A 23853-nucleotide genomic window follows, 5' to 3' on the forward strand; every position below is an offset into this window, starting at 1 on the left:
CATCGCACAGAGTGGCGGGCCCGGTGCCCGCCATTTTTTTATCCGTTATTGACCAGAATAATTCCGCCGTGGTCGTAGCGATAGTGGCAATGGGCATACTCCAGCGGCGTACCGTCCTCCAGATAGATCACCTGCTCCACCTCCAGCACCGGGTCGCTCGCTTCGCAGTTGAGATGCTCCCTGTCCAGCGCCTGCGGTTTCATCGCCCGCACCACCCGATACGATCCCATCATCTTCAGCCCCAGCGTCTCCTGCACGTAGCGAAATACCGAGCTTTCGAGATGCGTTTTATTCAGGCCAGGCACCAGCGCAACGGGCATCACGGTGAGGTCCAGCGACACGGGTTCCTCGTTGAGCAGCCGCAGGCGGACGAAATCATAGACCGGGGCATCGGCGTCAATCAGCAACGAGCTTTGCTCTTTTTCCGACGGAAAACGCAGCTCGAAGCGAATCACCCGGCTGGTCACTTCCCCTACATGCTCCCAGGTTTTGGTGGCGCCAAAATAGTCGCTGCCGGGCAGCTCCCACTGCGAAAGCTGGAGGAAGTTTTTGCGCACGAAGGTTCCCTGCCCCTTACGGGTGTAGATAAGGCCTTCGACAATCAGCTGGCGCATCGCCTGCTGGATGGTCATCCTGCTGGTGCTGAACTCCGCCGCTAAGGCGAACTGGTCGGGTAACGGCGCGCTGGCGGGATACTGCCGGCTGATAATACGTTTTTTGATTTCCCGCGCGATACTCAGATATTTGGCCGTCATTCCCGGATCCTTTTACGTGTCTGATAGTGGCTGGCGGGCAGAATATACCATCTGCCCGCGCGAGGCGCCGCTACATCTCTTCGCCGTGACTGCGGATGGCCCGCTTCAGCCAGGCATAGCTTTTCTTCGGGACGCGCTTAAGGTCCTTAAGGTCGTGGTTTTCACGGTTCACGTAGACAACCCCGTAGCGCTTGCGCATATCTCCCTGCGAACTGAGAATATCGATTAACCCCCAGCCCAGATAGCCAATCACCCGCGCGCCGTCCTCAAACATCGCCTCTTTCATGGCGTTGATATGGTCGCGATGATAGGCGATGCGGTAATCGTCAGCGACCGGATTTTCGCCGTCCCAGGACTCAATCACCCCGATGCCGTTTTCAATCGGGAATACCGGCAGACGCCAGTCGTTGTAGTAGCGGGTAATGATGGTGCGAAAGCCCAGCGGGTCAATCTGCCAGCCCCACTCGGTGGCCTGCAGAAAGTCATTCTTTTTATCGCCAAACCGCATGTAGTGGTTCACCGGCGTGCCCGGCGGGATCGGGTCGCTATCCAGCGCCTTGCTGGCGTAGTAGCTAAAGGCCAGATAGTCGATTTTAACCTGCGCCATCAGCGCCAGATCCTCTGCGCGGTAGATATCCGCAAAGCCTTCGCGGGCGACAACGTGCATGACCTCCGGGCTGTAGCCCTCTCCGGCGAAGGCGCGCAGCAGGTTCTGGTTTAAAAACTCATCGAGCTGCTGGGCGCAAAGGATATCGCGCGGTTTGCAGGTCGCCGGATAGACCAGCGCGTGGGCCAGCATGCCGCCCATCAGGCACTGCGGCTTCGCCTGGTGCAGATACTGCGTCAGGTGCACGTGGGCCATCATCACGTGGTGCTGGATCTGATACAGCTCGCGCAGGGTCTTCTCGCCGCGCATATAGCCTGAAATCAGAAACGCGTCCGGCATGTGGTAGAGGTTCTGTTCATTAAAGGTCAGCCACCACTTCACCTTGTCGCCAAAGCAGTCGATCATCTTCTGCCCGTAACGAATAAAGGCTTCCATCACCCGACGGTCGGTAAAACCGTTGTAGCGTTCAGCCAGCGACAGCGGCATATCGAAGTGATAGAGGCAGATCATCGGCTCAATGCCGCGGGCAAGCAGTTCATCGATAAACTGGTGATAAAAGGCGATACCTTCTTCATTGAACTCACCGTCGCCTTCCGGGCAAACGCGGCTCCAGGCAATCTGGAAGCGGTAGCAGTTCATGCCCAAATCCTGCATCAGGTCGAAGTCTTCCCGGTAGCGGTGGTACGAGTCGGTTGCCACCTTCCAGTCGGACGCAAATTCCGCCGGCTGGCGGATATCGTAAACCGACATCCCCTTCCCGCCCTCATTCCACGCCCCTTCGGTTTGCATACTGGAAACCGAGTTACCCCATAAAAAATCTGCCGGTAGTGTTCTGTTCATCGCTCGCACCTATGACTAGTCATATTAATTTCATGACTAGTCATATAAACGAAATTCTCCCGTCAGGCAAAGTCCAGGATCGCGTTTTGTGAGCGCAACGGATAAAAAAACCGGATCGCGAAACAGACGATCCGGCGTGCAAGAGAGGAAGTTACTGCTGGGCGAGCTGGTCGCGGCGGTATTCGCCCTGGCGCTCCAGCATCCAGCCCGGATACTCTCGCGGCAGCGCGCTGACCGCGTCAAGCCGCGCCAGTTCATCATCATTCAGGGCAATGCTGGTCGCCGCGAGGTTATCGGCGAGCTGCTCAGCGCGCTTCGCGCCAATAATCACGCTGCTTACCGCCGGCTGATGCAGCAGCCAGGCCAGCGCGATTTGCGCCACCGAAACACCCTTCGCATCGGCAATCTCGCGCATCACATCAATGCAGTCAAAAGCCCGCGCTTTATTCACCGGCGGGAAATCAAACTCCTGACGGCGGCCGCCGCTCGCCGAGTGCCCATCGCGATCGTACTTACCGCTGAGCAGCCCTCCCGCCAGCGGGCTCCAGACCATCAGGCCCAGGCCTTCGCTCTGCATCATCGGCACCAGCTCGCGCTCCAGATCCCGGCCGGCAAGAGTGTAGTAAGCCTGCAACGAGGCAAAACGCGCCAGCCCCAGACGTTCGGAAATGCCCAGCGCTTTGACTATCTGCCATGCCGCCCAGTTCGACACGCCGATATAGCGGACGTGGCCGTGCTGCACCAGGTTATCCAGCGCATACAGCGTCTCTTCGATCGGGGTCGCCGGATCGAAGCCATGGAGTTGATAGAGATCGATATGATCGAGCTGCAGGCGACGCAGGCTCTCCTTCACGCTGCCGATGATGTGATAGCGCGAACTGCCGCGCGAGTTCACGCCTGCGGTGCCGGTTTCGCCAAACACTTTGGTCGCCACGACGACGTTTTCACGCGGCACTTTCAGATTCTTCAGCGCCTGGCCGGTAATCTCTTCCGAGCGCCCTTCTGAATAGACGTCAGCGGTGTCGATGAAGTTGATGCCCGCATCCAGCGCGCTGCCCACCAGCTGCTCTGCCTCCGCCTGGCGCAGCTGCCCCACTTTCCCCCACAGGCCGCCTTCGCCGCCGAAGGTCATGGTGCCGAGGCACAGCTCAGAGACAAAAAGGCCGGTATGGCCCAGTTTTTGATAACGCATAGGACTCTCCTTCAATCAGGGTGATTCACCATCGTGAATAACGTTATACCCCGGAAAAGGAGAGCGCGAATGTGGCGTTTCTGTCCGTTTCTTGCCCAATTCTCTGAAAATCAGAGCTGCAGCAATCCGTACCCTACCAGCGCGGCCCACAGCAGCATGGGCAGAGAGTAGATATGGAAACGCCACCAGATACGGCGATCGCCAGCCATGCGCAGCGCAATCAGGTTTGCCAGAGAGCCCGGCAGCAGGCCGAACCCGCCGACGTTTACCGCCCAGGCCAGCAGCACCGATGGTGGAACGTAATTGAGCAGCAAAATGGTCGCCGGGACGTTGCTGATAAACTGCGACAGGCCAATCGACGTCAGCCACAATCCGCCTGCCGAGAGCTGGCCGACGCCGTTAAGCGCATGCTGGAGAGCCGGTAGCTGGGTCAACAGGTGAACGTCAATAAACATCGCCATGAAGACCAGCAGCAGCGTCCAGTCGACGTGGATAATGACCGCCCGCGCCAGCAGCAAAAAACCCAGCGCGATCAGTGCCAGTCCCCACAGCTCCTGCTTCAGCTCTAAGGCGGCTAAAAAGACCCCATAAAACGCCAGGCAGCTCCAGACCAGCTTTGGCCGCCAGGAGGGCGCCCTGTCGCTACTCTGATAGTCGAGACGCTTCGCGGGGAAACAGAACCAGCACAGCGCCAGCAGGGTGAGCATCATCGCTGCCGCCAGCGGCAGCATCTGGCCGATAAAGGCCGGAAAGGAGAGGCCCGAGCGCCCCCAGAGAAGAATGTTTTGCGGGTTACCGATGGGCGTTAACAACGACCCGGCGTTCACCGCCAGCGCTTCAAAAATGATGAGACGGCTTGTCGGGATGGCGCACCATTTTTTCAGAGTCAGCGTGAGCGGCACGACGATGAACAGCGCCACGTCGTTGGTTAAGAAGGTGGATAGCAGCGCGGCCGCCAGCACCATAAAGATGGCCAGCTGGCGCTCGGTCACAAAGCGGCGCGCCATTTTGCGACCTATTACGTCAAAATAGCCGCTCAGTTCAATACCTTTGGTCAGTAGCATCAGCCCGCTAAGGGTGATAATCGTATGCCAGTCAATGGCGTGTAGCCAGCCTGCAGGGGCAAACGGAACAAAAAAGCTTAAAACAACGCCGACGATCAGCAGCAGATGCAAAAAACGGTCGCGGATTAGCGACTGAACAAAGACGAGGTTCATTCTCCCGGTGACCCCTGCTTGAGGGTAAACTGTTTAAACATCGCCAGCGTCTCTTCGCTGACGTGGTGCTCCATGCCTTCGGCGTCGCGACGCGCAATTTCCGGGCTAACGCCGATCACCAGTAAAAAGTTTTCGACGATCTGGTGGCGTTCGCGGCTTTCATGCGCCAGCTTCTCACCTTCCGGGGTTAAAAAGATCCCCCGCCATGGGATCTGTTCGATCAGCCCGACGCTGGCCAGTCGTTTTAACATTTTCGCAACCGTTGGCTGCGACACCCCAAGACGCGCGGCCATGTCCACCTGACGGGCTTCCCCCACTTCCATAATCAGATCGGAGATCAGCTCCACGTAGTCATCAATCAGCTCCCGACGATGCGCCTCGCGCACCTGACGAAACCCCTCAACGTGTTCTTCGACATTCACTAGCTGCGTCACTTTTTTTGTTATTGGCTTACCTGCGCGACGGTTCATTGTGCTTCCTCATTCCTGTGACGCATCAAGCATCATATAAAAGGATCCCTATTGTAATGGATCGCGCACAGAGAACAAAAAATTAACGTTTTAGCCATAGCTATAAAATATAGCCTGTGCTATATCTGTATGTAATACACACATCCTTCAAGGAGTGAAGGACGAAGTTACAGGAGGTCGAGATGAATGAATTCAAGAGGTGTTTAAACGTGTTTACCCATTCTCCTTTTAAAGTACGGTTAATGCTTGTCGGTATGCTGTGCGATCTGATCAACGGCAAGCCCCAGCAGGATAAACCCAACAACTAATGCGGCGTCGCGGTACGCCGCTTCATTTTTCTGTCATAATTCCCCGTCAAACTGGCTGATTACTCAGCGCTACGGCAACTTTTTTCAAGTTTTGTAAGCTTCCTCCCAAAACAATCCGTTATGGATGGTTGACCTTAACATTTGCAAGCCCTATCTTTTGTCAGCCCTGCCACTACTGCGGCTCGCAGAGACCCTCTTCACGCACTGTCCAGCAGGTTTTACCCCTTGATGCCAGGGGACGCACATGGCTCTTTTTGATTGTTTACTATGAATGTCACGCTGAAAGAAACGCTGGTCGCCCGCGGACTGGTACTGAACCCATGGACAGGATTCTACTTTTTACAATCGCTGTTTATTAACCTGGCGCTGGGCTACGACTTTAGCCTGCTCTATACCGTTGCTTTTACCTGCGTGCTGCATCTGCTGTGGCGCAGCTTTCCGCGCGCGCAAAAAGTGACGATCGGCGCCTATTCGCTGCTGGCGGCCATGTACTATCCTTTCGGCCAGGCCTACGGCGCGCCCAATTTCAACACGCTGCTGGCGCTGCATGCCACAAACATCGAAGAGTCCACCGAGATCCTGACCATTTTCCCGTGGTACAACTATCTGCTGGCCGTGTTTATCTTTGCGCTCGGCGTGATTGCCGTACGGCGCAAGCCGGATGCATCGGCGCGATGGGGGAAAATGGAGACGCTGGGGCTGCTGTTCTGCACCGCTATTTTCTTTCTCCAGCCGGTGCAAAACCTCGCCTGGGGCGGCGTCTTTAAGGTTATCGACACCGGCTACCCCGCCGTACGCTTCGTTAAAGACGTGGTGGTGAATAATAATGAAGTGCTGGATGAGCAGGCGCGAATGGCGCAGCTGGCGAATATGAAAGACAGCTGGCACGTGCTGGCGGTAAAGCCCAAATATCATCTGTATGTGGTGGTGATCGGCGAGAGCGCGCGTCGCGATGCGCTCGGCGCCTTTGGCGGCCACTGGGACAACACCCCGTTCGCCAGCTCGGTAAAAGGCTATCTGTTCAATGACTACGTTGCCGCCAGCGGTTCAACGCAGAAATCGCTCGGTTTAACCCTCAACCGGGTGGTCGATGATAAACCGCAGTTTCAGGATAACTTTGTCACCCTCGCCAACCGCGCCGGTTTTCAGACCTGGTGGTTCTCGAATCAGGGGCAAATTGGCGAATACGATACGGCAATTGCCAGCATCGCCAAACGCGCGGACGAAGTTCAGTTCCTCAAGAACGGCGATTTCGAGGCCAATAAAAACACTCAGGATGAGCAGCTATTAAAGCTGACCGCGCAGGTGCTTGCCACCCGCCGCACCCAGCCGCAGCTGATTGTCCTGCATTTGATGGGTTCGCATCCGCAGGCCTGCGACCGCACCAAAGGGAAATACGCGGTTTTTGTTCAGTCGAAAGAGACCTCCTGCTATCTCTACACCATGACGCAAACCGATACGCTGCTGAGCGATCTTTATACTCAGCTACAAAACTCGGGCGAAACCTTCTCGATGACCTATTTTTCCGATCACGGTCTGGCTTTTAAAGAGCGCGGGAAAGAGGTGCAGTATCTGGCGCACGACGATAAGTACCAGCAGAATTTCCAGGTCCCCTTTATGGTGATCTCCAGCGATGATAAAGCGCATAAGGTCATTAAAGCGCGGCGGTCCGCCAACGACTTCCTCAGCTTCTTTTCGCAGTGGACCGGCATCAGCGCTCAGGAGATTGCCCCGCGCTATCGTTTTATCTCGGAACAGAAGGCCGGCCCCATCTACATCACTAACTTCCAGCTGAAGAAAGTGGACTATACCCATCTGGGTACCGACGCGTTTACCGTCAATTAACACGGTTGCGTAAACCGCAGGCAAAAAAAATCCGCCCCTTGAGGCGGATTTTTTATATCACCGGAGTGATTAGAAGCGGTAACCTACGCCAGCAATCCAGGTGCCAACGTCAACGTTACGAATGCGAGACTGCTCGTAGGAGAAGTCCAGAGCAACGTTTTCGATCGGGTTGAACTGCAGACCAGCACCGTAAGAGAAACCGTAGTCGCTCATGTCAGATTTGTTCGGGTAGCTGTTGTCCTGGAATTTACCGTAACCAACACCCACTACGCCGTAGATGCTCGCCCAGTCATTCAGACGGTAAGCCGGACCTGCGGTGATGCCGTAGTACTGGCCTTTTTTGTAAACGCCAGACTCAGAACGATCTTTTTCGGTGTAGGTGAAAGAACCGATAACACCCAGCGGGTTGTTGTCTTGCTCGTAGCGGTACTTCAGGTTGAAACCGCCTGCTTTGTTCGCTTCACCCTGCATGTCGCTCTGCGCGTAGCCACCGGTAACGGTAGAAGTCGCGGCGAAAGCAGTGGTACCTACGGATGCAGCCAGAACAACGGCCAGTGCTGAAAAACGTGCAATTTTATTCATAACCACCTCAAATGTGTTTCTAATAAGTCCTAAGCCTTAAATATAACAAAAACTTTTGGGAAACTCTTTTCACTTTACATTGTCTAACGTACTTTTTCATGTAACTAAAGGTTTCTACGTTTCTATAACAAACTGGAAAACAAACCTTTTTTACAAATATACTCCTATTAAGGCTCATAAAGCGCCAGACGTGTATCCAGATTATTCCTAATCTTCTGGTGAAATTATCTTCAACCCCGCGCTATTGTACTGCTTTTACACCCCTTTTTTTCAACATTAGCTCAACCGGCGCGGGGTAATTCATTTACACTGGAACCTTTACCGCATTTGACAAAATTGACAGGAGAAAGGATGCCCGGCTCTTCCCGCAAAGTACCGGCATGGTTGCCGATACTGGTTATTTTAATTGCCATGATTTCGATCCAGAGTGGCGCCTCGCTGGCCAAGTCACTCTTCCCGCTGGTGGGTGCGCCAGGCGTTACCGCCCTGCGCCTCGCGCTCGGCACCTTCATCCTGGTGGTTATCTTCAAACCCTGGCGCCTGCGCTTTGCCCCGGAGCAGCGCCTGCCGCTGCTTTTCTACGGCCTGTCGCTCGGTGCGATGAACTACCTGTTCTATTTATCGATTCAGCGCATTCCGCTAGGCGTCGCCGTCGCGCTGGAATTTACCGGCCCCCTAGCGGTGGCGCTCTTTGGCTCCCGTCGCCCTTTCGATTTCGTCTGGGTGGCGCTGGCGGTGCTCGGGCTCTGGTTTCTACTGCCGCTGGGGCAAAGCGTGGCGCAGATCGATCCCATTGGCGCGCTGCTGGCCCTCGGCGCTGGCGCCTGCTGGGCGGTCTACATTCTGACCGGCCAGCGCGCCGGCGAAGAGCATGGCCCCGCAACGGTCGCTATGGGGTCGCTGATCGCTGCGGTGGTCTTCGTCCCGATGGGGATGATCCAGGCCAGCGATACGCTCTTTCAGTGGGGGCTGCTGCTGCCGGGACTGGGGATCGCCATTTTATCGACCGCGCTGCCCTACTCTCTGGAAATGGTTGCCTTGACCCGCATGCCCAGCAAGACCTTTGGCACCCTGATGAGCATGGAGCCGGCTCTCGCCGCGCTTTCCGGAATGGTGTTTCTTGGGGAAACGCTAACCGCGACCCAAACGCTGGCGCTGGGGGCGATTATTCTTGCCTCGATGGGCTCCACGCTGACGATGCGTCGGGAAACGAAGATACAGAAGGTCGACATCAGCTAGCGAAAAGGAGCTGATTGACGAGAAACTCAATCATCTCCTTAATTTATAAACTATTTTTCCTGACTAACAGCCCTGCGCTATCAGACCGATAGAGACTACCGCCGCTGCAAAGCTCAAATCCGTTGCTATACTTAATTCCGCAAGTTATTGGGATGAGACGCTCCGAATAATTCGAATTTGAAGTATGACGAGTACAAATATCAAGAGGATATGACACTATGAGTACCGCAAAACTGGTTAAAACTAAAGCAACGAATCTGCTCTATACCCGTAACGACGTCGCTGATAGCGCGAAGAAAGCGACCGTTGAGCTGCTGAATCGCCAGGTGATCCAGTTCATTGACCTGTCTTTGATTACCAAACAGGCTCACTGGAATATGCGCGGTGCAAACTTTATTGCCGTTCATGAGATGCTGGACGGCTTCCGCACTGCGCTCGTCGACCACCTTGATACGATGGCAGAACGTGCCGTACAGCTTGGTGGCGTAGCGCTGGGTACGACTCAGGTCATCAACAGCAAAAGCCCGCTGAAAAGCTACCCGCTGGATATCCATAGCGTCCAGGACCATCTGAAAGAGCTGGCCGACCGCTATGCGATCGTCGCCAACGATGTGCGTAAAGCCATCGATGAAGCCAAAGATGAAGATACCGCTGATATCTTTACCGCCGCTTCCCGCGACCTGGATAAATTCCTGTGGTTCATCGAAGCCAATATCGAGTAAGGCCAACTGCCGTCAGCCATGCTGGCGGCTTTTTTTTCTTTCCACTTCCCCGCCGCGCACCACTTCAGTGCATGAGAATGTACAAAATACGCGCAAAAGTAAAACAATTGTAATAATCACCTCACACAATCGTTACGCCGAGATTGTTTTAACATCAGGGTTTGCGTTAAAAATGCTCTTGTTATGCGATGCCTTTATGACGCACCAAAACAGCGCCCCATATCGGTGCATTTAACGTTATCCGTTATCAAAATTGTGCAACAGGCGCCTTCCTGCTTGTTATAAAACAACAGGTTGTAAAAGTGGCATGATTTTTTCATAAGGCAACTCGTTCTCGCAGGGGATCGTCCCGTGGATATAAAAGGAAATGCTATGAAGTCTGTATTTAAAGTTTCACTGGCTGCACTGACCCTGGCTTTTGCGGTTTCTTCTCACGCCGCTGATAAAACACTGGTTGTCGCGACCGACACGGCGTTTGTACCGTTCGAATTTAAACAGGGCGATAAGTATGTCGGTTTCGACGTTGACCTGTGGGCTGCCATTGCGAAAGAGCTGAAGCTTGACTACACCCTGAAGCCAATGGACTTCAGCGGTATCATTCCGGCGCTGCAGACCAAAAACATCGATCTCGCGCTGGCGGGGATCACCATCACCGACGAACGTAAAAAAGCGATCGACTTCTCTGACGGCTACTACAAAAGCGGCCTGCTGGTCATGGTTAACGCGAATAATAACGATATTAAAGATGTCAAAGATCTGAACGGTAAAGTGGTTGCCGTGAAGGGCGGCACCGGCTCCGTTGATTACGCGAAAGCCAATATCAAAACCAAAGATCTGCGCCAGTTCCCGAACATCGATAACGCCTATATGGAACTGGGTACCGGTCGCGCTGATGCGGTTCTGCACGATACGCCAAACATCCTTTACTTCATCAAAACTGCGGGTAACGGCAAGTTCAAAGCGGTAGGCGACTCGCTGGAAGCGCAAAACTACGGTATCGCCTTCCCGAAAGGCAGCGACGAGCTGCGTGAAAAAGTGAACGGCGCGCTGAAAACGCTGCGTGAGAACGGCACTTACAACGAAATTTATAAAAAATGGTTCGGTACTGAACCCAAATAATAATTAGCGATACTCTCTTCCAGGCCTGCTGTGGTCTGGTAGACCTGGAGCTCTCCGGGCTACCCGTCAGCAGGCCTGAATAGTTTTCTCAGGGGGTTTTCCTCTGTTTTCGACACGGTAACAGGAACACATTATGCAGTTTGACTGGAGTGCCATCTGGCCCGCCATCCCAATTTTACTGGAAGGCGCCAAAATGACGCTGTGGATTTCGGTCCTCGGCCTGGTCGGCGGTCTGATAATCGGTCTGGTGGCCGGTTTCGCCCGCTGTTTCGGCGGCTGGATTGCCAACCACATCGCGCTGGTCTTTATCGAAATCATCCGCGGCACCCCAATTGTGGTGCAGGTCATGTTCATCTACTTCGCCCTGCCGATGGCGTTTAGCGATTTACGCATCGACCCGTTCTCGGCGGCGGTGGTAACCATTATGATCAACTCCGGCGCCTATATTGCGGAAATCACCCGCGGCGCGGTGCTGTCGATCCATAAAGGCTTCCGGGAAGCCGGCCTCGCGCTGGGCCTTTCTCGTCGGGAAACTATCCGCTACGTGATCCTGCCGCTGGCGCTGCGCCGTATGCTGCCGCCGCTGGGCAACCAGTGGATTATCAGCATCAAAGATACCTCGCTGTTTATCGTCATCGGCGTGGCCGAACTGACCCGTCAGGGCCAGGAAATTATTGCCGGTAACTTCCGCGCGCTGGAGATCTGGAGCGCCGTTGCGGTTATCTACCTGATCATCACCCTGGTGCTGAGCTTTGTTCTGCGTCGTCTTGAAAGAAGGATGAAAATCCTGTGATTGAATTTAAAAACGTTTCCAAGCATTTTGGCCCAACCAAGGTGCTGCATGATATCGATCTGAAGATCAACCAGGGCGAAGTCGTGGTGATTATCGGGCCGTCCGGTTCCGGTAAATCGACCCTGCTGCGCTGTATTAACAAACTTGAAGAGATTACCAGCGGCGATTTGATCGTCGACGGTCTGAAGGTCAACGACCCGAAGGTTGACGAGCGGCTGATTCGCCAGGAAGCCGGGATGGTATTCCAGCAGTTTTATCTGTTCCCGCACCTGACGGCGCTGGAAAACGTGATGTTCGGCCCGCTGCGCGTTCGCGGCGCCAATAAAGCGGCGGCGGAAAAACTGGCGAAAGACCTGCTGGAGAAAGTGGGCCTCGCGGAACGTGCGCACCACTACCCTTCTGAGCTTTCAGGCGGACAGCAGCAGCGCGTGGCCATTGCCCGGGCGCTGGCGGTTAAACCCAAAATGATGCTGTTTGATGAGCCGACTTCCGCGCTTGACCCTGAACTGCGTCATGAAGTGCTGAAAGTGATGCAGGATCTGGCCGAAGAAGGCATGACCATGGTTATCGTTACCCACGAAATCGGCTTCGCCGAAAAAGTGGCGTCGCGCCTGATCTTTATCGATAAAGGGCGCATTGCGGAAGATGGCGATCCGCAGATGCTGGTGAATAACCCGCCCAGCCCGCGCCTGCGCGAGTTTTTGCAGCACGTAGCCTGATGCCCCCCGGCTCTCCCTTCGCGGGAGAGCCGCTTTCCAGAATCATCCCAACCTCGCTCTGCGGATCTCATCTTCTATACTTATTGGTTTGAGATGCAATGGAGGTGCCTGTGCCGCGGATTTTGTTACTGCTTGCCCTACTCTTCACCGCTCCGCTATGGGCCGCGACGCTGCCCGGCGTTCCGGCAACCACAGCGGACCCGTCCAGCAGTAGTGAACCCGATGTGGCGCAGAAGAAAGCGGCCTACGGCGCGCTGGCCGACGTGCTTGAAAACGCCGACGCCCGTCAGGAGCTTATCGAGCAGTTGCGGAAAGCCGCCGCCACGCCGCCGCCGGACAGTACGCCGAAGCTGACGCCGCCGGAAATAAAAGACGAGACCACGGTGCTGGAGAACGTCACCCACATCAGCCGCGAATACGGAGAGCAGCTCTCTTCGCGCTTCTCCCAGCTGTGGCGCAACATCACCGGCTCTCCGCACAAAGCGTTTAATTCTCAGACTTTCACCAACGCCGCCTGGCATTTCCTGCTGCTGGCGGGCCTGGTCTTTGCGTTCTGGTGGCTGGTACGCCTGGCGGCCCTGCCGCTGTATCGCAAAATGGGCCACTGGGGACGGCATAAAAACCGCGACCGCAGCAACTGGCTTCAGCTACCTGCAACCATCGCCGGCGCGTTTATTTTTGACCTGCTTCTGCTGGCGCTCACGCTCTTCGTGGGCCAGCTTTTAAGCGACCGCCTGAACGGTAACAACCCCACCATCGCCTTTCAACAAAGCCTGTTTCTCAACGCCTTCGCGCTGATTGAATTTTTCAAGGCCATTCTGCGGCTTATTTTTTGCCCCCGCATCCCGGAGCTACGCCCGTTCAACCTCAGCGATGAAGCGGCGAAATACTGGAACCTGCGTCTCAGCGCGCTGAGCAGCCTGATTGGCTACGGGCTCATCGTCGCGGTGCCGATTATCTCCAACCAGGTCAACGTACAGTTCGGAGCGCTGGCCAACGTGGTGATTATGCTGTGCATTACGCTCTGGGCGCTGTACCTGATATTTCACAATAAGAAATTGATTACCCAAGGGCTTATCCATCTCGCCGACCGCTCGCTGGCCTTCTTTAGCCTGTTTATCCGCGCCTTTGCGCTGATCTGGCACTGGCTGGCCTGCGCCTATTTTATCGTGCTGTTTTTCTTCTCCCTGTTTGATCCCGGCAACAGCCTGAAATTTATGATGGGCGCGACGCTGCGCAGCCTGGCCATCATCGGCGCCGCCGCGCTGGTCTCCGGTATTCTGTCGCGCTGGATTGCGAAAACCATCACCCTGTCGCCGGAAACCCAGCGCAACTACCCCGAACTGCAAAAACGGCTGAACGGCTGGATCTCCGCGTCGCTGAAAGCCGCGCGTATCCTGACGGTCTGCGTGGCGATCATGCTGCTGCTCAGCGCGTGGGGGCTGTTCGATTTTTGGCAGTGGATGCATAACGGCAGCGGGCAAAAAGCGGTGGATGTGCTGATTCGTATCGCGCTGATCCTCTTCTTCTCGGCAATTGGCTGGACGCTGCTCGCCAGCCTGATTGAGAACCGGCTGGCATCGGATATTCACGGCCGCCCGCTGCCCAGCGCCCGCGCCCGAACGCTGCTGACGCTGTTTCGCAACGCGCTGGCGGTGGTCATTAGCACCATTACTATCATGATCCTGCTTTCGGAAGTGGGCGTGAACATTGCCCCGCTGCTGGCCGGCGCTGGCGCGCTGGGGCTGGCGATTTCGTTCGGCGCGCAAACCCTGGTTAAAGATATTATTACCGGGATTTTCATCCAGTTTGAGAACGGCATGAATACCGGCGATCTGGTGACCATCGGGCCGTTAACCGGGACGGTAGAACGCATGTCGATTCGCTCCGTCGGCGTACGCCAGGATACTGGCGCTTATCACATTATTCCGTGGTCTTCGATAACCACCTTCGCCAACTTCGTGCGCGGGATCGGCTCGGTGGTGGCCAACTATGACGTTGATCGACAGGAGGATCTGGATAAGGCCAACCAGGCGCTGAAAGACGCGGTCGCGGAAGTGATGGCGCAGGAAGAGATTCGCGGGCTGATCATTGGCGAGCCCTCTTTCGCTGGATTGGTGGGCTTAAGCAATACCTCCTTCACCCTCCGCGTCACCTTTACCACCCTGCCGTTGAAGCAGTGGACGGTAAGGTTCGCCCTCGACACTCAGGTGAAAAGGCATTTTGACCTCGCGGGCGTGCGGGCGCCGGTACAAACTTACCAGGTTCTGCCGATGCCGGCACTGGCGGGACCGCCGGCACCCGCCGAGCCCACGTTATAAAGCGCGGCGACGTTTGGCTTCGTCCATAAAGGTCCAGGCGATAAAGCGGCTCTGCTTATTTCCCTGGGCCATCTCTTTTTTCACTACTTTCACCGCGCCGACGTCGGTCAGCGCACGGTAGAGCGGCGGCAAATTGTCGCCGCGAGAAACCAGGGAGGTAAACCACTTCACCTGACGGCCAAACTGCTGGCTCTCCGCAATCATCTGCGTAATAAACGCAACCTCGCCCCCTTCGCACCACAGCTCCTGCTGCTGGCCGCCAAAGTTCAGCACGCTCTCCTCGCCCAGTCCCAGGTTGCGACGTTTACGCTCACCACCCGCCTGCGCGCTGGCGGCGGAATCATGGAACGGCGGGTTACACAGGGTCGCGTCGTAGGTCTCATTTTTATGAATAATGCCGGTCAGAATCGCTTTAGCGTCTTTTTGACGACGCAGGCGGATCTGGCGAGTCAGGCCGGGATTGCCGTTGACGATAGCCTGGGCGCTGGCGAACGCGTCGGCGTTCACTTCGCTGCCGGTAAAACGCCAGCCGTACTCGTGCACGCCAATGAGCGGATAGATGCAGTTTGCGCCAACGCCAATATCGAGAATGCTGGCGTTGGCCGGGATCGTCCCGCTATCCAGCGCCAGCAGATCGGCGAGATGATGGATGTAGTCAGCCCTGCCCGGCACCGGCGGGCAGAGAAAGCCGTCGGGAATATCCCAGTGTTTCACCGCGTAGAAGTGCGTCAGCAGCGCTTTATTCAGCGCCTTCACCGCCAGCGGATTGGCAAAGTCGATGGTCTGCTCACCCACCGGGTTAAGGGTGATAAAGCCCTGGAGCTCAGGGTGGGCCTGGCACAGCGCGGGCAGGTCGTAGCGTTGTTGGTGACGGTTACGCGGGTGTAACCCCGGTTTCTGGGCTTTCATGGCAATCTCCTTTGAACAGCCGCGTAAGATACCCGTTGACGGCGGCGCGGTAAATAAGTGAGTCTGGTTATCTCTTTTTTTGTCACGGGTGTCGTATGTATTTCTACCAACCTTCGCACGGACACGGGCTGCCGCACGACCCGCTTAACGCCATTATCGGGCCGCGCCCCATCGGCTGGATAGCCTCCCTTGATAACAGCGGCCAGCGTAACCTCGCGCCGTACAGTTTTTTCAACTGCTTTAACTATCGGCCGCCGATTATTGGTTTTGCCAGCAGCGGCTGGAAAGATAGCGTACAGAATATCGCTGAGACTAAAGAGTTCGTCTGGAATCTGGCCACCCGGCCTCTGGCGGTCGCGATGAACGAAACCTCCGCCACCCTTCCCCATAATGAAGATGAATTCATCCGCGCCGGGCTGACTGCCGCTCCCAGCCGCATCGTCAGCGCGCCGCGGGTCGCCGAAAGCCCGGTAAACTTCGAGTGTCGCCTTTCACAATGCATCCAGTTAACGACCGCAGAAGGGCGAGCGGTTGACACCTGGCTGGTGCTGGGCGAAGTGGTGGCGGTGCATATCGATGAATCGCTGCTGGAAGACGGAATTTACCAGACCGCCAGGGCCCAGCCGATTCTGCGCGCCGGAGGCCCCAGCGCCTATTATGGCATTGATGAAAGCCTGCGCTTTGACCTCGTTCGTCCGGACGCCCGCTACCCCTCCCACCCGGCCTGTACTAACGCCGTTTTCCAGGCCGGGTAGCTGAATGCCATTTCCCGCGACAACCTCGCCTGCCCGGCGCGCCTTTATGTAGAAAAAATGCAGCCAATGTAAATAAATGTATTTATTTTTTTATAAATGAGTGATAGAAATTCGCTTGTTGTTTGATAATGATTATCACAATCATTATCAAACTCATTGCTTTTGTAAAAAATCACCTGCAGTGGTCGGGGCGAAGCAACGCTTCGTCTGCGGTCGTTATGGCCTAATTAAAATTATAAGTCACTTATTGATATGGAAAAAAATAACAATTTGCCGTTCAGCAGTTTTCACTCGCTCACTCTCTTCACCGGCTTATGCCTGAGTCTTTCTCCGACCGGCCAGCTGCTTGCCGCGGATAGCACTGAAAAAAATAGCGGCGAAACGCTGGTGGTCGAAGCGCAGACGCCATCGCTGTACGCGCCGACCCGCTCCGCCGATCCTAAATTTTCACGCCCGATCGCCGACACGACGCGGACGGTTAGCGTGGTCTCTGAGCAGGTGATGAAGGACCAGGGCGTCACTAACCTCACCGACGCGCTGAAAAACGTTCCCGGCGTCGGCGCTTTCTTTGCCGGCGAAAACGGCAACTCGACGACCGGCGACGCGATTTACATGCGCGGGGCGGACACTTCCAACAGCATTTACGTCGACGGCATCCGCGATATCGGCAGCGTCAGCCGCGATACTTTTAATACCGAGCAGATCGAAGTCATCAAGGGACCTTCAGGCTCCGACTACGGACGCAGCGCGCCGACCGGTTCAATCAATATGATCAGCAAACAGCCGCGCCTCGATTCCGGCATCGACGCCTCCGCCAGCGCGGGCAGCGCCTGGTTCCGACGCGGCACCCTGGATATTAACGAGGCCATTGGCGAAACCAGCGCGGTGCGTCTGAATCTGATGGGCGAGAAAACCCACGATGCGGGCCGGGACAAGGTGAAAAACGAGCGTTACGGCGTCGCGCCATCGGCCGCATTTGGCCTCGGCACCGAAAACCGCCTGTATCTTAACTATCTGCACGTAACCCAGCACAACACGCCCGACGGCGGCATTCCCACCATCGGTCTGCCGGGCTATTCCGCCCCTGGAGCCAGCACCTCGGCGCTGAATCACTCCGGCAAGGTCGCCACCAGAAACTTCTACGGCACCGACTCCGACTACGATGATTCCACAACCGATACCGTGACGATGCGCTTCGAGCACGACCTGAGCGACACGACGACGATTCGCAACACCACCCGCTGGTCTCGCGTGAAGCAGGATTACCTGATGACTGCGGTGATGGGCGGCGCGTCAAACATCACTCAGCCAAACCCCAACGATGTCGGCACCTGGACCTGGTCGCGCCTGGCGAATACCAAAGACATTAGCAACAAGATCCTGACCAACCAGACTAACCTGACGTCGACGTTCTATACCGGGGCCATCGGTCATGACGTCAGCACCGGTGTGGAATTTACCCGCGAAACCCAGACCAACTACGGGGTATATCCGCTCACGCCTCCGGCGGTGAATATTTATCATCCGAACAGCGATATCTCCATCGGCGGCCTGAACCGCAGCGGCGCCAACGCTAACGGACAGACGGATACCTTCGGCGTCTATGCTTTCGATACGCTGCAGATAACCCAGGACGTCGAACTTAACGGCGGGATCCGTCTGGATAACTACCAGACCAAATACGATAGCGCCAGCCTGTGCGGCGGTACCGGACGCGGCGCCATCGCCTGCCCGACCGGAGTCGCGAAAAATACCCCCGTCACCACCGTCGATACCTCAACCAGCGGTAACCTGGTTAACTGGAAGGCCGGCGCGCTGTACCACCTGACCGATAACGGCAACCTCTACGTCAACTACGCTGTCTCCCAGCAGCCGCCGGGAGGGAGCAACTTCACCCTCGCGCAAAGCGGCACCGGCAGCAGCGCCAACCGAACCGACTTTAAACCGCAGAAGGCCAAAACCAGCGAAGTCGGCACCAAGTGGGAGCTGATGGATAAGCGCCTGCTGCTGACCGCCGCCCTCTTCCGCACCGATATTGAAAACGAAGTCGAGCAGAACGACGACGGCAGCTATTCGCAGTACGGTAAGAAGCGCGTTGAAGGCTATGAGATCTCTCTGGCCGGTAATATCACGCCCGACTGGCAGGTGATTGGCGGCTATACCCAACAGCACGCCAGCGTTCGTGAAGGCGCGAATACCGCCCAGGATGGCACCAGCGCGCTGCCGTATACGCCAGAGCATGCGTTTACCCTCTGGAGCCAGTATCAGGCCACCGATGCGATCGCCGTCGGCGCCGGCGCGCGATACGTCGGCAGCATGCATCGCGGCAGCGACGGTGCGGTCGGCACGCCTTCCTATACCGAAGGCTACTGGGTGGCTGATGCCAAAGTCGGCTATCGCATTAACCGTAATCTCGACCTGCAGCTGAACGTCTACAACCTGTTTGATACTGACTATGTCGCCTCGATTAACAAGAGCGGCTACCGTTATCACCCGGGCGAACCGCGAACCTTCGTGCTCACCGCCAATATGCACTTCTGATCCACCCCGGGGCGGCTGCGCCCCGTTTTCTCCGGAGATAAAACGATGATGTATCATATTCCCGCCGTTCTCAGCTCTCAGGAAGTGGACGATTTTATCGCTCAGCTGCAGCAGGCGGAATGGGTCGACGGGCGCGTGACGACCGGCGATCTGGGCGCCCAGGTCAAAAATAACCAGCAGGTTGATACCCACAGCAATCTTTACGGCGAACTTCAGGGCAACGTACTGGCGGCGCTGAATCGCAGCTCGCTGTTTTTTGCCGCCGCGCTGCCGAAAGCGATTTCCAGCCCGCTGTTTAATCGTTATCAGCAGAGCGAAACTTATGGTTTCCACGTCGACGGCGCGGTGCGCAGCCAGGCGCAGGGAGGCTGGATGCGCACCGATCTTTCCGCCACGCTCTTTTTAAGCCCCCCGGAGAGCTACGAAGGCGGTGAGCTGGTCGTGAACGATACCTACGGACAGCATTCGGTTAAGCTCCCTGCCGGGGACCTGGTGCTCTATCCTTCAAGCAGCCTGCACTGCGTCACCCCGGTGACCTCAGGCGTTCGCGTCGCCTCGTTCTTGTGGGTTCAGTCAATGATCCGCGACGATAAACGCCGCAGTATGCTGTTTGAACTGGATGGCAATATTCAGAAATTAAAAAGCCGCCACGGCGAAAGTGACGAAGTCCTGTCTCTGCTTAATCTTTACCATAACCTGCTGCGCGAATGGTCAGAGATCTGAGCCTTGTCTGGTCATTTTTTATCCCCATATTCTCTATACTAAAGAGAGGCGAGATAGCGAGGTGAACTATGGCATCAGGCTGGGCGAATGATGACGCGGTGCAGGAACAGATCGACAGCACCATCAACGACGCGATAGCTCGGGCGCGAAACGAACTGTCATCGGGGGAAAGCAACAAATTTTGTGAAGAATGCGGAGAGCCGATTCCTGAGGCGCGCCGACGGGCGGTGGCGGGGGTGAAATACTGCGTAAAATGCCAACAGGAGAAAGATTTACATAACAATACATTTTCAGGATATAATCGCAGAGGCTCCAAGGATAGCCAGCTTCGCTGACCAATATTTACCGTTCATTACGCACATCGCGTTATCTTTTCGCGCACGTTTTTTGGCAAACGGCGTGGCAAAATGTGCCCTTCCAGCCCCCCGTTCGCCGCCCCGACCTGTTTCGCCGCCGCCGGCTAAAATAATTTATTAATATTCAATAAATTAATAATCATTCAAAAAATTAGATGAAGACTGTTAATTTCCTTCGATTTTATCTCCCGCTAAAAACCGTGATACTTATCACATCGACGGAACATCGTCCCCTATACAGAACAACCTGCGAGAGATTAACTATGAAAAACATCAAATATGCTGCCGCCGCTATCGCCCTTTCCGCTCTGTCTTTCGGCGCGTTCGCCGCTCAGCCGGTGACATCGGCTCAGGCAGAGAGCATGAACAAAATTGGTGTGGTTTCCGCTGAAGGCGCGACGACGCTGGATGGACTGGAAGCTAAACTGGCTGAAAAAGCCGAGGCCGCTGGTGCAACCGGCTATAGCATTACCTCCGCTAACAGCAACAACAAACTGAGCGGTACTGCGGTTATCTATAAATAATCGTCAGTTATCCCTGTAGCAACAGCAACACCCTGTAATGCCACTGTTTTTTAACCCTGTAAGATCCTTTAATACCCTTGCCTTGCCCGTCCATGCCACTGGACGGGCTTTTTTTTGCCTGCGATCCTGCGATAGAGTTACCAGCTCTTAGCCACCTTCGCCAGCCCCTGCTCCAGAGACAAGACCACGCCGGCGGCCAGAAGACAGCAGGCCAGCTGAATTTTCAACGATGACGGCAGCGGTTCGCTCCCGACCATACAGCGCTCGATCCAGCGCGCGGTCACTTCGGGATCTTTTGACTCCGGCAGAGCGACTGCCTGCGCAGCGGCGCCATCCTGACGCTCGTTAACCACCCGCGTACCGGTCTCATCAATCAGGCTAATCTGCGGGCAGCGCTGCGGGTTAGCGTAAACTTCGCCTTCAGTACCGTGCATCAGCAGCGCCCGGCCGCCGATCCCGGCAAAAAATTTCGCGACCCGACCGACGTACTCAGGGTGCGAAACGCTCGACAGGCGCAGAGCCGCATCTTCGGCAAACGGCGTCGCCAGCTTGGCCAGGGTGTGGGCGCTGTTACGCACGCCCATGCGCCAGCGCATCGCCAGCTGTTTTTCCAGCGGCGGACAAAATACGCCAACCGGAACGTAAACCGGCTGGTGACTGTCTAGCCGCGCCTGTGCCTGGCCCGCGTGAAGCGTCGCCGGGATGCCCATCAGGTCAAAAATGGTTTCCGTCAGCACGCGGGTGGGATCGTGGCTAACGCCGTGAACAATGACCGGGAAGCCGAGCTTATGCAGCAGGACGGCCAGCAGCGGCGTCAGGTTGGCCTGTTTACGCGCACCGTTATAGCTGGGGATCACAATCGGCATCGGTTTGCCGACCGGCGGCGTCAGCTTAATGGTGTGCTCCTGCATCGCTTCATAGAAGCCCTTCATCTCCGCTTCACCTTCGCCCTTGATGCGCAGGGCAATAAGAATGCCGCCGAGCTCAAGGTCAGGCACCTCGCCGTTAAGCATCCGCGAGTAGAGCGCGCGGGCCGTTTCCACGTCCAGGTCGCGAGCGTGGTTTTTTCCGCGCCCGACTTCTTTAACGATCTTGCTGTAGTCCATTGCAGGCTCCTCTGAGCTTCTCACCGCGTCGACATTGCACCGCTAACGCCGTTTGCGACGCGTCTGTTTTGTTTTAGTTTTTACTATAACCTCAGGGACGGCTGGCTGCTCTATCGGAAATATGGGTAATGCATTCAATAAACGCTTACCGTAGTTTTTGGTCAACAGGCGTTTATCATAAATTACCACCTCTCCCCAGCAGCTATGGCTACGGATCAGGCGGCCAACCTGTTGAATCAGGTTGAATGACGCGCTGGGCAGGCTCTGAACTTCGAACGGATAGCGGTTGAGGCTTTTGAGCCATTCGCCTTCGGTGATCACCACCGGGCTGTCAATCGGCGGGAAAGCGATCTTGTGGATATGCACCTGGCTTAACAGTTCGCCTTTTAAATCCAGGCCTTCCGCGAAGGATTGCAGCCCAACCAGTACGCTGCGCTCGCCGCCTTCAACGCGTTTACGATGCAGCTCGACCAGCCGGTAGCGAGGCTTATCCCCCTGAACCAGCAGCAGCAGGCGCAGATCGGTAACGTGTTCGAGAAACCGCTGCATCGCTCTTCCGCTGGCGAAGAGTACCAGCATGCCGAGATGCTTTTTGCTCTCAACCTGTTCCCGGAAATAGGCGGCCATCTCGGCAATATGCTGCTCTTCGTTATCGATAAGCGGTTCGTAATGCATCTGCGGAATGACGATTTTACCCTGTTCGACATGATTAAAGGGCGAATCCAGCGCCACAAAGCGGTCTCCCGCTTTCTCTTTCAGCCCGCTCATCTCCTGCAGACGCGAAAAGCTATTGAGCGAGCGTAGCGTCGCAGAGGTAACGACGATATGCGGGACGCTGCGCCACAGCAGCCTCTCCAGCTGATCGCTGACGCGGATCCCCACGCAGTGGAACCAGATATGCATCTGGCCATCCCGCAGGTCGCGGGTGACCCATTTGGTCACCGGCGCGCCGGAGGACTGCGCCAGCGATGCCAGCCGCCACAGTTTACTTTGGCTTTCAAACATCCCCAGCGCGCGGTTCATCTGCAGCAGAACCCGGTGCAAACGCACCACGTCGTGACTGCCGGTTTTTTCGCCCAGATCGTTAAGGAACAGCTCCGCCAGACCACGCAGCGTTTCGGTGAGCTTCGCCAGCCGCTGGCAAATCTCCATCACTTCCTGCGGCAGCTCCCCCATCGGGAAGCGGTGCTCCGCCTCCTGCCCGGCCGGCATGTACAGATTGAGGATATTATTCAGGGAGGAGATGAGCTCATAGAGCTCCTCGCAATGCCCATTCAGACGCTCGGGATTCGCCAGCGGCGGCGTGGTTTTAGGGCGAAACTGCTCCATGCAGGTCGTGACCAGTTTCGTAAAAAGATCCAGCTGCAGGCGGTACCAGGGGGCGGTGATTTCCGCGCTCATTTCCAGCGCATCGCGGGCCACCTCCGGAAGATGGTGGCCTTCATCCAGCACCAGCAGCAGATGCTTCGGTTCCGGCAGCACCGCTTCGCTTTCCATCGCCGCCATCACCAGCGCGTGGTTCGCCACCACCACTTCCGCTTCCTGGATTTCCCGGCGGGCGACAAAAAACGGACATTCGCGATAATAGTGGCAGTTGCGGTTCAGGCAGCTGGCTTTATCGGTGCTCAGGCGGCTCCATAATGAATCATCCACATTTTTATCGGTATGATCGCGCAGGCCGTCCCATTTGTAGCTATCAAGGTCCGCTTTCAGCGTCGCGCACAGCTTCTGTTCCGCCTGGTTGTTAGGCGTGAGTTCGTCATCAAGAAAGGCCAGTAAATCCTGCTGCGTTGGCTCGGTGCTGGCAAGCGCGGCCAGGTTACGCGGGCAGACGTAGCGCCCGCGGCCAAAGGCGGCGGTAAATCGCAGGTCGGGAATGATTTTGCGCAGCAGCGGCAGGTCTTTACTGTAGATTTGGTCCTGCAGAGCAACGTTGGCGGTACTGACCACCAGCGTTTTTTGTTCTTCACGGGCAATGGCGATGCCGGGAATCAGGTATGACAAGGTTTTGCCGACGCCGGTCGGGGCTTCTATCGCCAGATGTCGCCCCTCTTCCCCGGCGAGCGTCTTCGCCACATCGGCAATCATCTGCCGCTGCGGAGGACGGGGAATAAAGTCAGGGATTTGTTCCTGAAGCGCCTTATACCAGGCGCCGATTTGCGCTTTCAGCGCTGCGGTCAAAGCCATGAGAAAACCTGAATACTGTATAA

Annotated in this window: 22 protein-coding genes; 13 read left to right on the plus strand and 9 right to left on the minus strand. The window is 56.1% G+C overall.

The window, feature by feature from the left end; genetic code table 11:
• Window positions 1-38: 38 nt before the first annotated feature.
• From ABLV30_RS03835 to mntR, 5 genes are all read right to left on the minus strand, one after another.
• The gene (locus ABLV30_RS03835; protein WP_014228521.1) at window positions 39-755 is read right to left on the minus strand and encodes a GntR family transcriptional regulator; all 717 of its coding nucleotides are present in this window, start codon (window positions 753-755) and stop codon (window positions 39-41) included.
• Window positions 756-825: 70 nt separating this feature from the next.
• Window positions 826-2202, minus strand: coding sequence for a glycoside hydrolase family 1 protein (locus ABLV30_RS03840; RefSeq protein ID WP_102803327.1), 1377 nt, complete (start codon window positions 2200-2202; stop codon window positions 826-828).
• 151 nt (window positions 2203-2353) lie between these two features.
• A complete protein-coding gene (locus ABLV30_RS03845) occupies window positions 2354-3394 on the minus strand; it encodes an aldo/keto reductase (RefSeq protein WP_025108092.1) in 1041 nt (346 codons plus the stop codon).
• Window positions 3395-3504: 110 nt separating this feature from the next.
• Window positions 3505-4611, minus strand: coding sequence for an anion transporter (locus tag ABLV30_RS03850; protein ID WP_046878648.1), 1107 nt, complete (start codon window positions 4609-4611; stop codon window positions 3505-3507).
• On the minus strand, window positions 4608-5081 hold the full coding sequence (gene mntR, locus ABLV30_RS03855) for a manganese-binding transcriptional regulator MntR (RefSeq protein WP_014228517.1): 474 nt from the start codon (window positions 5079-5081) through the stop codon (window positions 4608-4610). Before mntR ends, ABLV30_RS03850 begins: the two co-directional genes overlap by 4 nt.
• 182 nt (window positions 5082-5263) lie before the next feature.
• Here mntR and mntS point away from each other — a divergent pair, with 182 nt between their 5' ends.
• Both mntS and ABLV30_RS03865 read left to right on the plus strand, forming a co-directional pair.
• Window positions 5264-5389, plus strand: coding sequence for a manganase accumulation protein MntS (mntS, locus tag ABLV30_RS03860; protein WP_004100500.1), 126 nt, complete (start codon window positions 5264-5266; stop codon window positions 5387-5389).
• A 267-nt stretch (window positions 5390-5656) separates the two neighbouring features.
• Window positions 5657-7234 carry a phosphoethanolamine transferase gene (locus tag ABLV30_RS03865; protein ID WP_032694517.1) on the plus strand — a complete coding sequence of 526 codons (1578 nt, stop codon included), beginning with the start codon at window positions 5657-5659 and terminating at the stop codon, window positions 7232-7234.
• A gap of 69 nt (window positions 7235-7303) precedes the next feature.
• On the opposite strand, the gene ompX is transcribed toward ABLV30_RS03865, so the two are convergent.
• Entirely contained in the window at window positions 7304-7816 is a 513-nt protein-coding gene (gene ompX / locus ABLV30_RS03870) for an outer membrane protein OmpX (RefSeq protein WP_004130755.1), read from the minus strand.
• A 351-nt stretch (window positions 7817-8167) separates the two neighbouring features.
• On the opposite strand from ompX, the gene rhtA reads away from it, so the two are divergent.
• The 6 genes from rhtA to ybiO all read left to right on the plus strand — a co-directional run bounded on the left by rhtA (window position 8168) and on the right by ybiO (window position 14729).
• Window positions 8168-9055: a threonine/homoserine exporter RhtA gene (rhtA, locus tag ABLV30_RS03875; RefSeq protein WP_257198868.1), complete on the plus strand. Its 888-nt coding sequence runs from the start codon at window positions 8168-8170 to the stop codon at window positions 9053-9055.
• Between the two features lie 218 nt (window positions 9056-9273).
• Window positions 9274-9777, plus strand: coding sequence for a DNA starvation/stationary phase protection protein Dps (gene dps / locus ABLV30_RS03880; protein WP_004130751.1), 504 nt, complete (start codon window positions 9274-9276; stop codon window positions 9775-9777).
• A gap of 372 nt (window positions 9778-10149) precedes the next feature.
• Entirely contained in the window at window positions 10150-10896 is a 747-nt protein-coding gene (gene glnH / locus ABLV30_RS03885) for a glutamine ABC transporter substrate-binding protein GlnH (RefSeq protein WP_004849110.1), read from the plus strand.
• 133 nt (window positions 10897-11029) lie between these two features.
• Window positions 11030-11689 (plus strand): glutamine ABC transporter permease GlnP, encoded by a 660-nt coding sequence (gene glnP, locus ABLV30_RS03890; protein ID WP_004100490.1) that lies wholly within the window; start codon window positions 11030-11032, stop codon window positions 11687-11689.
• The gene (gene glnQ / locus ABLV30_RS03895; protein ID WP_004849106.1) at window positions 11686-12408 is read left to right on the plus strand and encodes a glutamine ABC transporter ATP-binding protein GlnQ; all 723 of its coding nucleotides are present in this window, start codon (window positions 11686-11688) and stop codon (window positions 12406-12408) included. The genes glnP and glnQ overlap by 4 nt, the downstream gene beginning before the upstream one ends.
• Window positions 12409-12518: 110 nt before the next feature.
• Complete coding sequence (gene ybiO, locus ABLV30_RS03900) at window positions 12519-14729, plus strand: mechanosensitive channel protein (RefSeq protein WP_348865552.1); 2211 nt, start codon at window positions 12519-12521, stop codon at window positions 14727-14729.
• On the opposite strand, the gene rlmF is transcribed toward ybiO, so the two are convergent.
• Complete coding sequence (rlmF, locus tag ABLV30_RS03905; RefSeq protein ID WP_348865553.1) at window positions 14724-15638, minus strand: 23S rRNA (adenine(1618)-N(6))-methyltransferase RlmF; 915 nt, start codon at window positions 15636-15638, stop codon at window positions 14724-14726. The genes ybiO and rlmF overlap by 6 nt on opposite strands.
• Window positions 15639-15733: 95 nt before the next feature.
• On the opposite strand from rlmF, the gene ABLV30_RS03910 reads away from it, so the two are divergent.
• From ABLV30_RS03910 to ybiJ, 5 genes are all read left to right on the plus strand, one after another.
• Complete coding sequence (locus tag ABLV30_RS03910; protein WP_348865554.1) at window positions 15734-16393, plus strand: flavin reductase family protein; 660 nt, start codon at window positions 15734-15736, stop codon at window positions 16391-16393.
• 252 nt (window positions 16394-16645) lie between these two features.
• Complete coding sequence (locus ABLV30_RS03915) at window positions 16646-18934, plus strand: catecholate siderophore receptor Fiu (RefSeq protein WP_348865555.1); 2289 nt, start codon at window positions 16646-16648, stop codon at window positions 18932-18934.
• A 45-nt stretch (window positions 18935-18979) separates the two neighbouring features.
• Entirely contained in the window at window positions 18980-19657 is a 678-nt protein-coding gene (gene ybiX / locus ABLV30_RS03920) for a PKHD-type hydroxylase YbiX (RefSeq protein ID WP_004849092.1), read from the plus strand.
• 68 nt (window positions 19658-19725) lie between these two features.
• Window positions 19726-19992: a DksA/TraR family C4-type zinc finger protein gene (locus ABLV30_RS03925; protein WP_004130731.1), complete on the plus strand. Its 267-nt coding sequence runs from the start codon at window positions 19726-19728 to the stop codon at window positions 19990-19992.
• A gap of 284 nt (window positions 19993-20276) precedes the next feature.
• Window positions 20277-20537 (plus strand): DUF1471 family protein YbiJ, encoded by a 261-nt coding sequence (gene ybiJ, locus ABLV30_RS03930; protein WP_004130722.1) that lies wholly within the window; start codon window positions 20277-20279, stop codon window positions 20535-20537.
• A gap of 137 nt (window positions 20538-20674) precedes the next feature.
• On the opposite strand, the gene ybiB is transcribed toward ybiJ, so the two are convergent.
• Together ybiB and dinG are read right to left on the minus strand one after the other, a co-directional pair.
• A complete protein-coding gene (ybiB, locus tag ABLV30_RS03935) occupies window positions 20675-21643 on the minus strand; it encodes a DNA-binding protein YbiB (RefSeq protein ID WP_265800475.1) in 969 nt (322 codons plus the stop codon).
• A gap of 42 nt (window positions 21644-21685) precedes the next feature.
• Entirely contained in the window at window positions 21686-23830 is a 2145-nt protein-coding gene (gene dinG, locus ABLV30_RS03940; protein ID WP_265800473.1) for an ATP-dependent DNA helicase DinG, read from the minus strand.
• Between the last annotated feature and the right edge of the window lie 23 nt (window positions 23831-23853).

It is taken from the genome of Klebsiella sp. CN_Kp113, from assembly GCF_040064585.1.
Classification (GTDB): domain Bacteria; phylum Pseudomonadota; class Gammaproteobacteria; order Enterobacterales; family Enterobacteriaceae; genus Klebsiella; species Klebsiella michiganensis.

Excerpts from the sequence above, each read along its gene's own strand:
- ABLV30_RS03835 (WP_014228521.1), bottom strand. The coding sequence starts at position 755 with ATGACGGCCAAATATCTGAGTATCGCGCGGGAAATCAAAAAACGTATT.
- ABLV30_RS03840 (WP_102803327.1), bottom strand. The coding sequence starts at position 2,202 with ATGAACAGAACACTACCGGCAGATTTTTTATGGGGTAACTCGGTTTCC.
- ABLV30_RS03845 (WP_025108092.1), bottom strand. The coding sequence starts at position 3,394 with ATGCGTTATCAAAAACTGGGCCATACCGGCCTTTTTGTCTCTGAGCTG.
- ABLV30_RS03850 (WP_046878648.1), bottom strand. The coding sequence starts at position 4,611 with ATGAACCTCGTCTTTGTTCAGTCGCTAATCCGCGACCGTTTTTTGCAT.
- mntR (WP_014228517.1), bottom strand. The coding sequence starts at position 5,081 with ATGAACCGTCGCGCAGGTAAGCCAATAACAAAAAAAGTGACGCAGCTA.
- mntS (WP_004100500.1), top strand. The coding sequence starts at position 5,264 with ATGAATGAATTCAAGAGGTGTTTAAACGTGTTTACCCATTCTCCTTTT.
- ABLV30_RS03865 (WP_032694517.1), top strand. The coding sequence starts at position 5,657 with ATGAATGTCACGCTGAAAGAAACGCTGGTCGCCCGCGGACTGGTACTG.
- ompX (WP_004130755.1), bottom strand. The coding sequence starts at position 7,816 with ATGAATAAAATTGCACGTTTTTCAGCACTGGCCGTTGTTCTGGCTGCA.
- rhtA (WP_257198868.1), top strand. The coding sequence starts at position 8,168 with ATGCCCGGCTCTTCCCGCAAAGTACCGGCATGGTTGCCGATACTGGTT.
- dps (WP_004130751.1), top strand. The coding sequence starts at position 9,274 with ATGAGTACCGCAAAACTGGTTAAAACTAAAGCAACGAATCTGCTCTAT.
- glnH (WP_004849110.1), top strand. The coding sequence starts at position 10,150 with ATGAAGTCTGTATTTAAAGTTTCACTGGCTGCACTGACCCTGGCTTTT.
- glnP (WP_004100490.1), top strand. The coding sequence starts at position 11,030 with ATGCAGTTTGACTGGAGTGCCATCTGGCCCGCCATCCCAATTTTACTG.
- rlmF (WP_348865553.1), bottom strand. The coding sequence starts at position 15,638 with ATGAAAGCCCAGAAACCGGGGTTACACCCGCGTAACCGTCACCAACAA.
- ABLV30_RS03910 (WP_348865554.1), top strand. The coding sequence starts at position 15,734 with ATGTATTTCTACCAACCTTCGCACGGACACGGGCTGCCGCACGACCCG.
- ABLV30_RS03915 (WP_348865555.1), top strand. The coding sequence starts at position 16,646 with ATGGAAAAAAATAACAATTTGCCGTTCAGCAGTTTTCACTCGCTCACT.
- ybiX (WP_004849092.1), top strand. The coding sequence starts at position 18,980 with ATGATGTATCATATTCCCGCCGTTCTCAGCTCTCAGGAAGTGGACGAT.
- ABLV30_RS03925 (WP_004130731.1), top strand. The coding sequence starts at position 19,726 with ATGGCATCAGGCTGGGCGAATGATGACGCGGTGCAGGAACAGATCGAC.
- ybiJ (WP_004130722.1), top strand. The coding sequence starts at position 20,277 with ATGAAAAACATCAAATATGCTGCCGCCGCTATCGCCCTTTCCGCTCTG.
- ybiB (WP_265800475.1), bottom strand. The coding sequence starts at position 21,643 with ATGGACTACAGCAAGATCGTTAAAGAAGTCGGGCGCGGAAAAAACCAC.
- dinG (WP_265800473.1), bottom strand. The coding sequence starts at position 23,830 with ATGGCTTTGACCGCAGCGCTGAAAGCGCAAATCGGCGCCTGGTATAAG.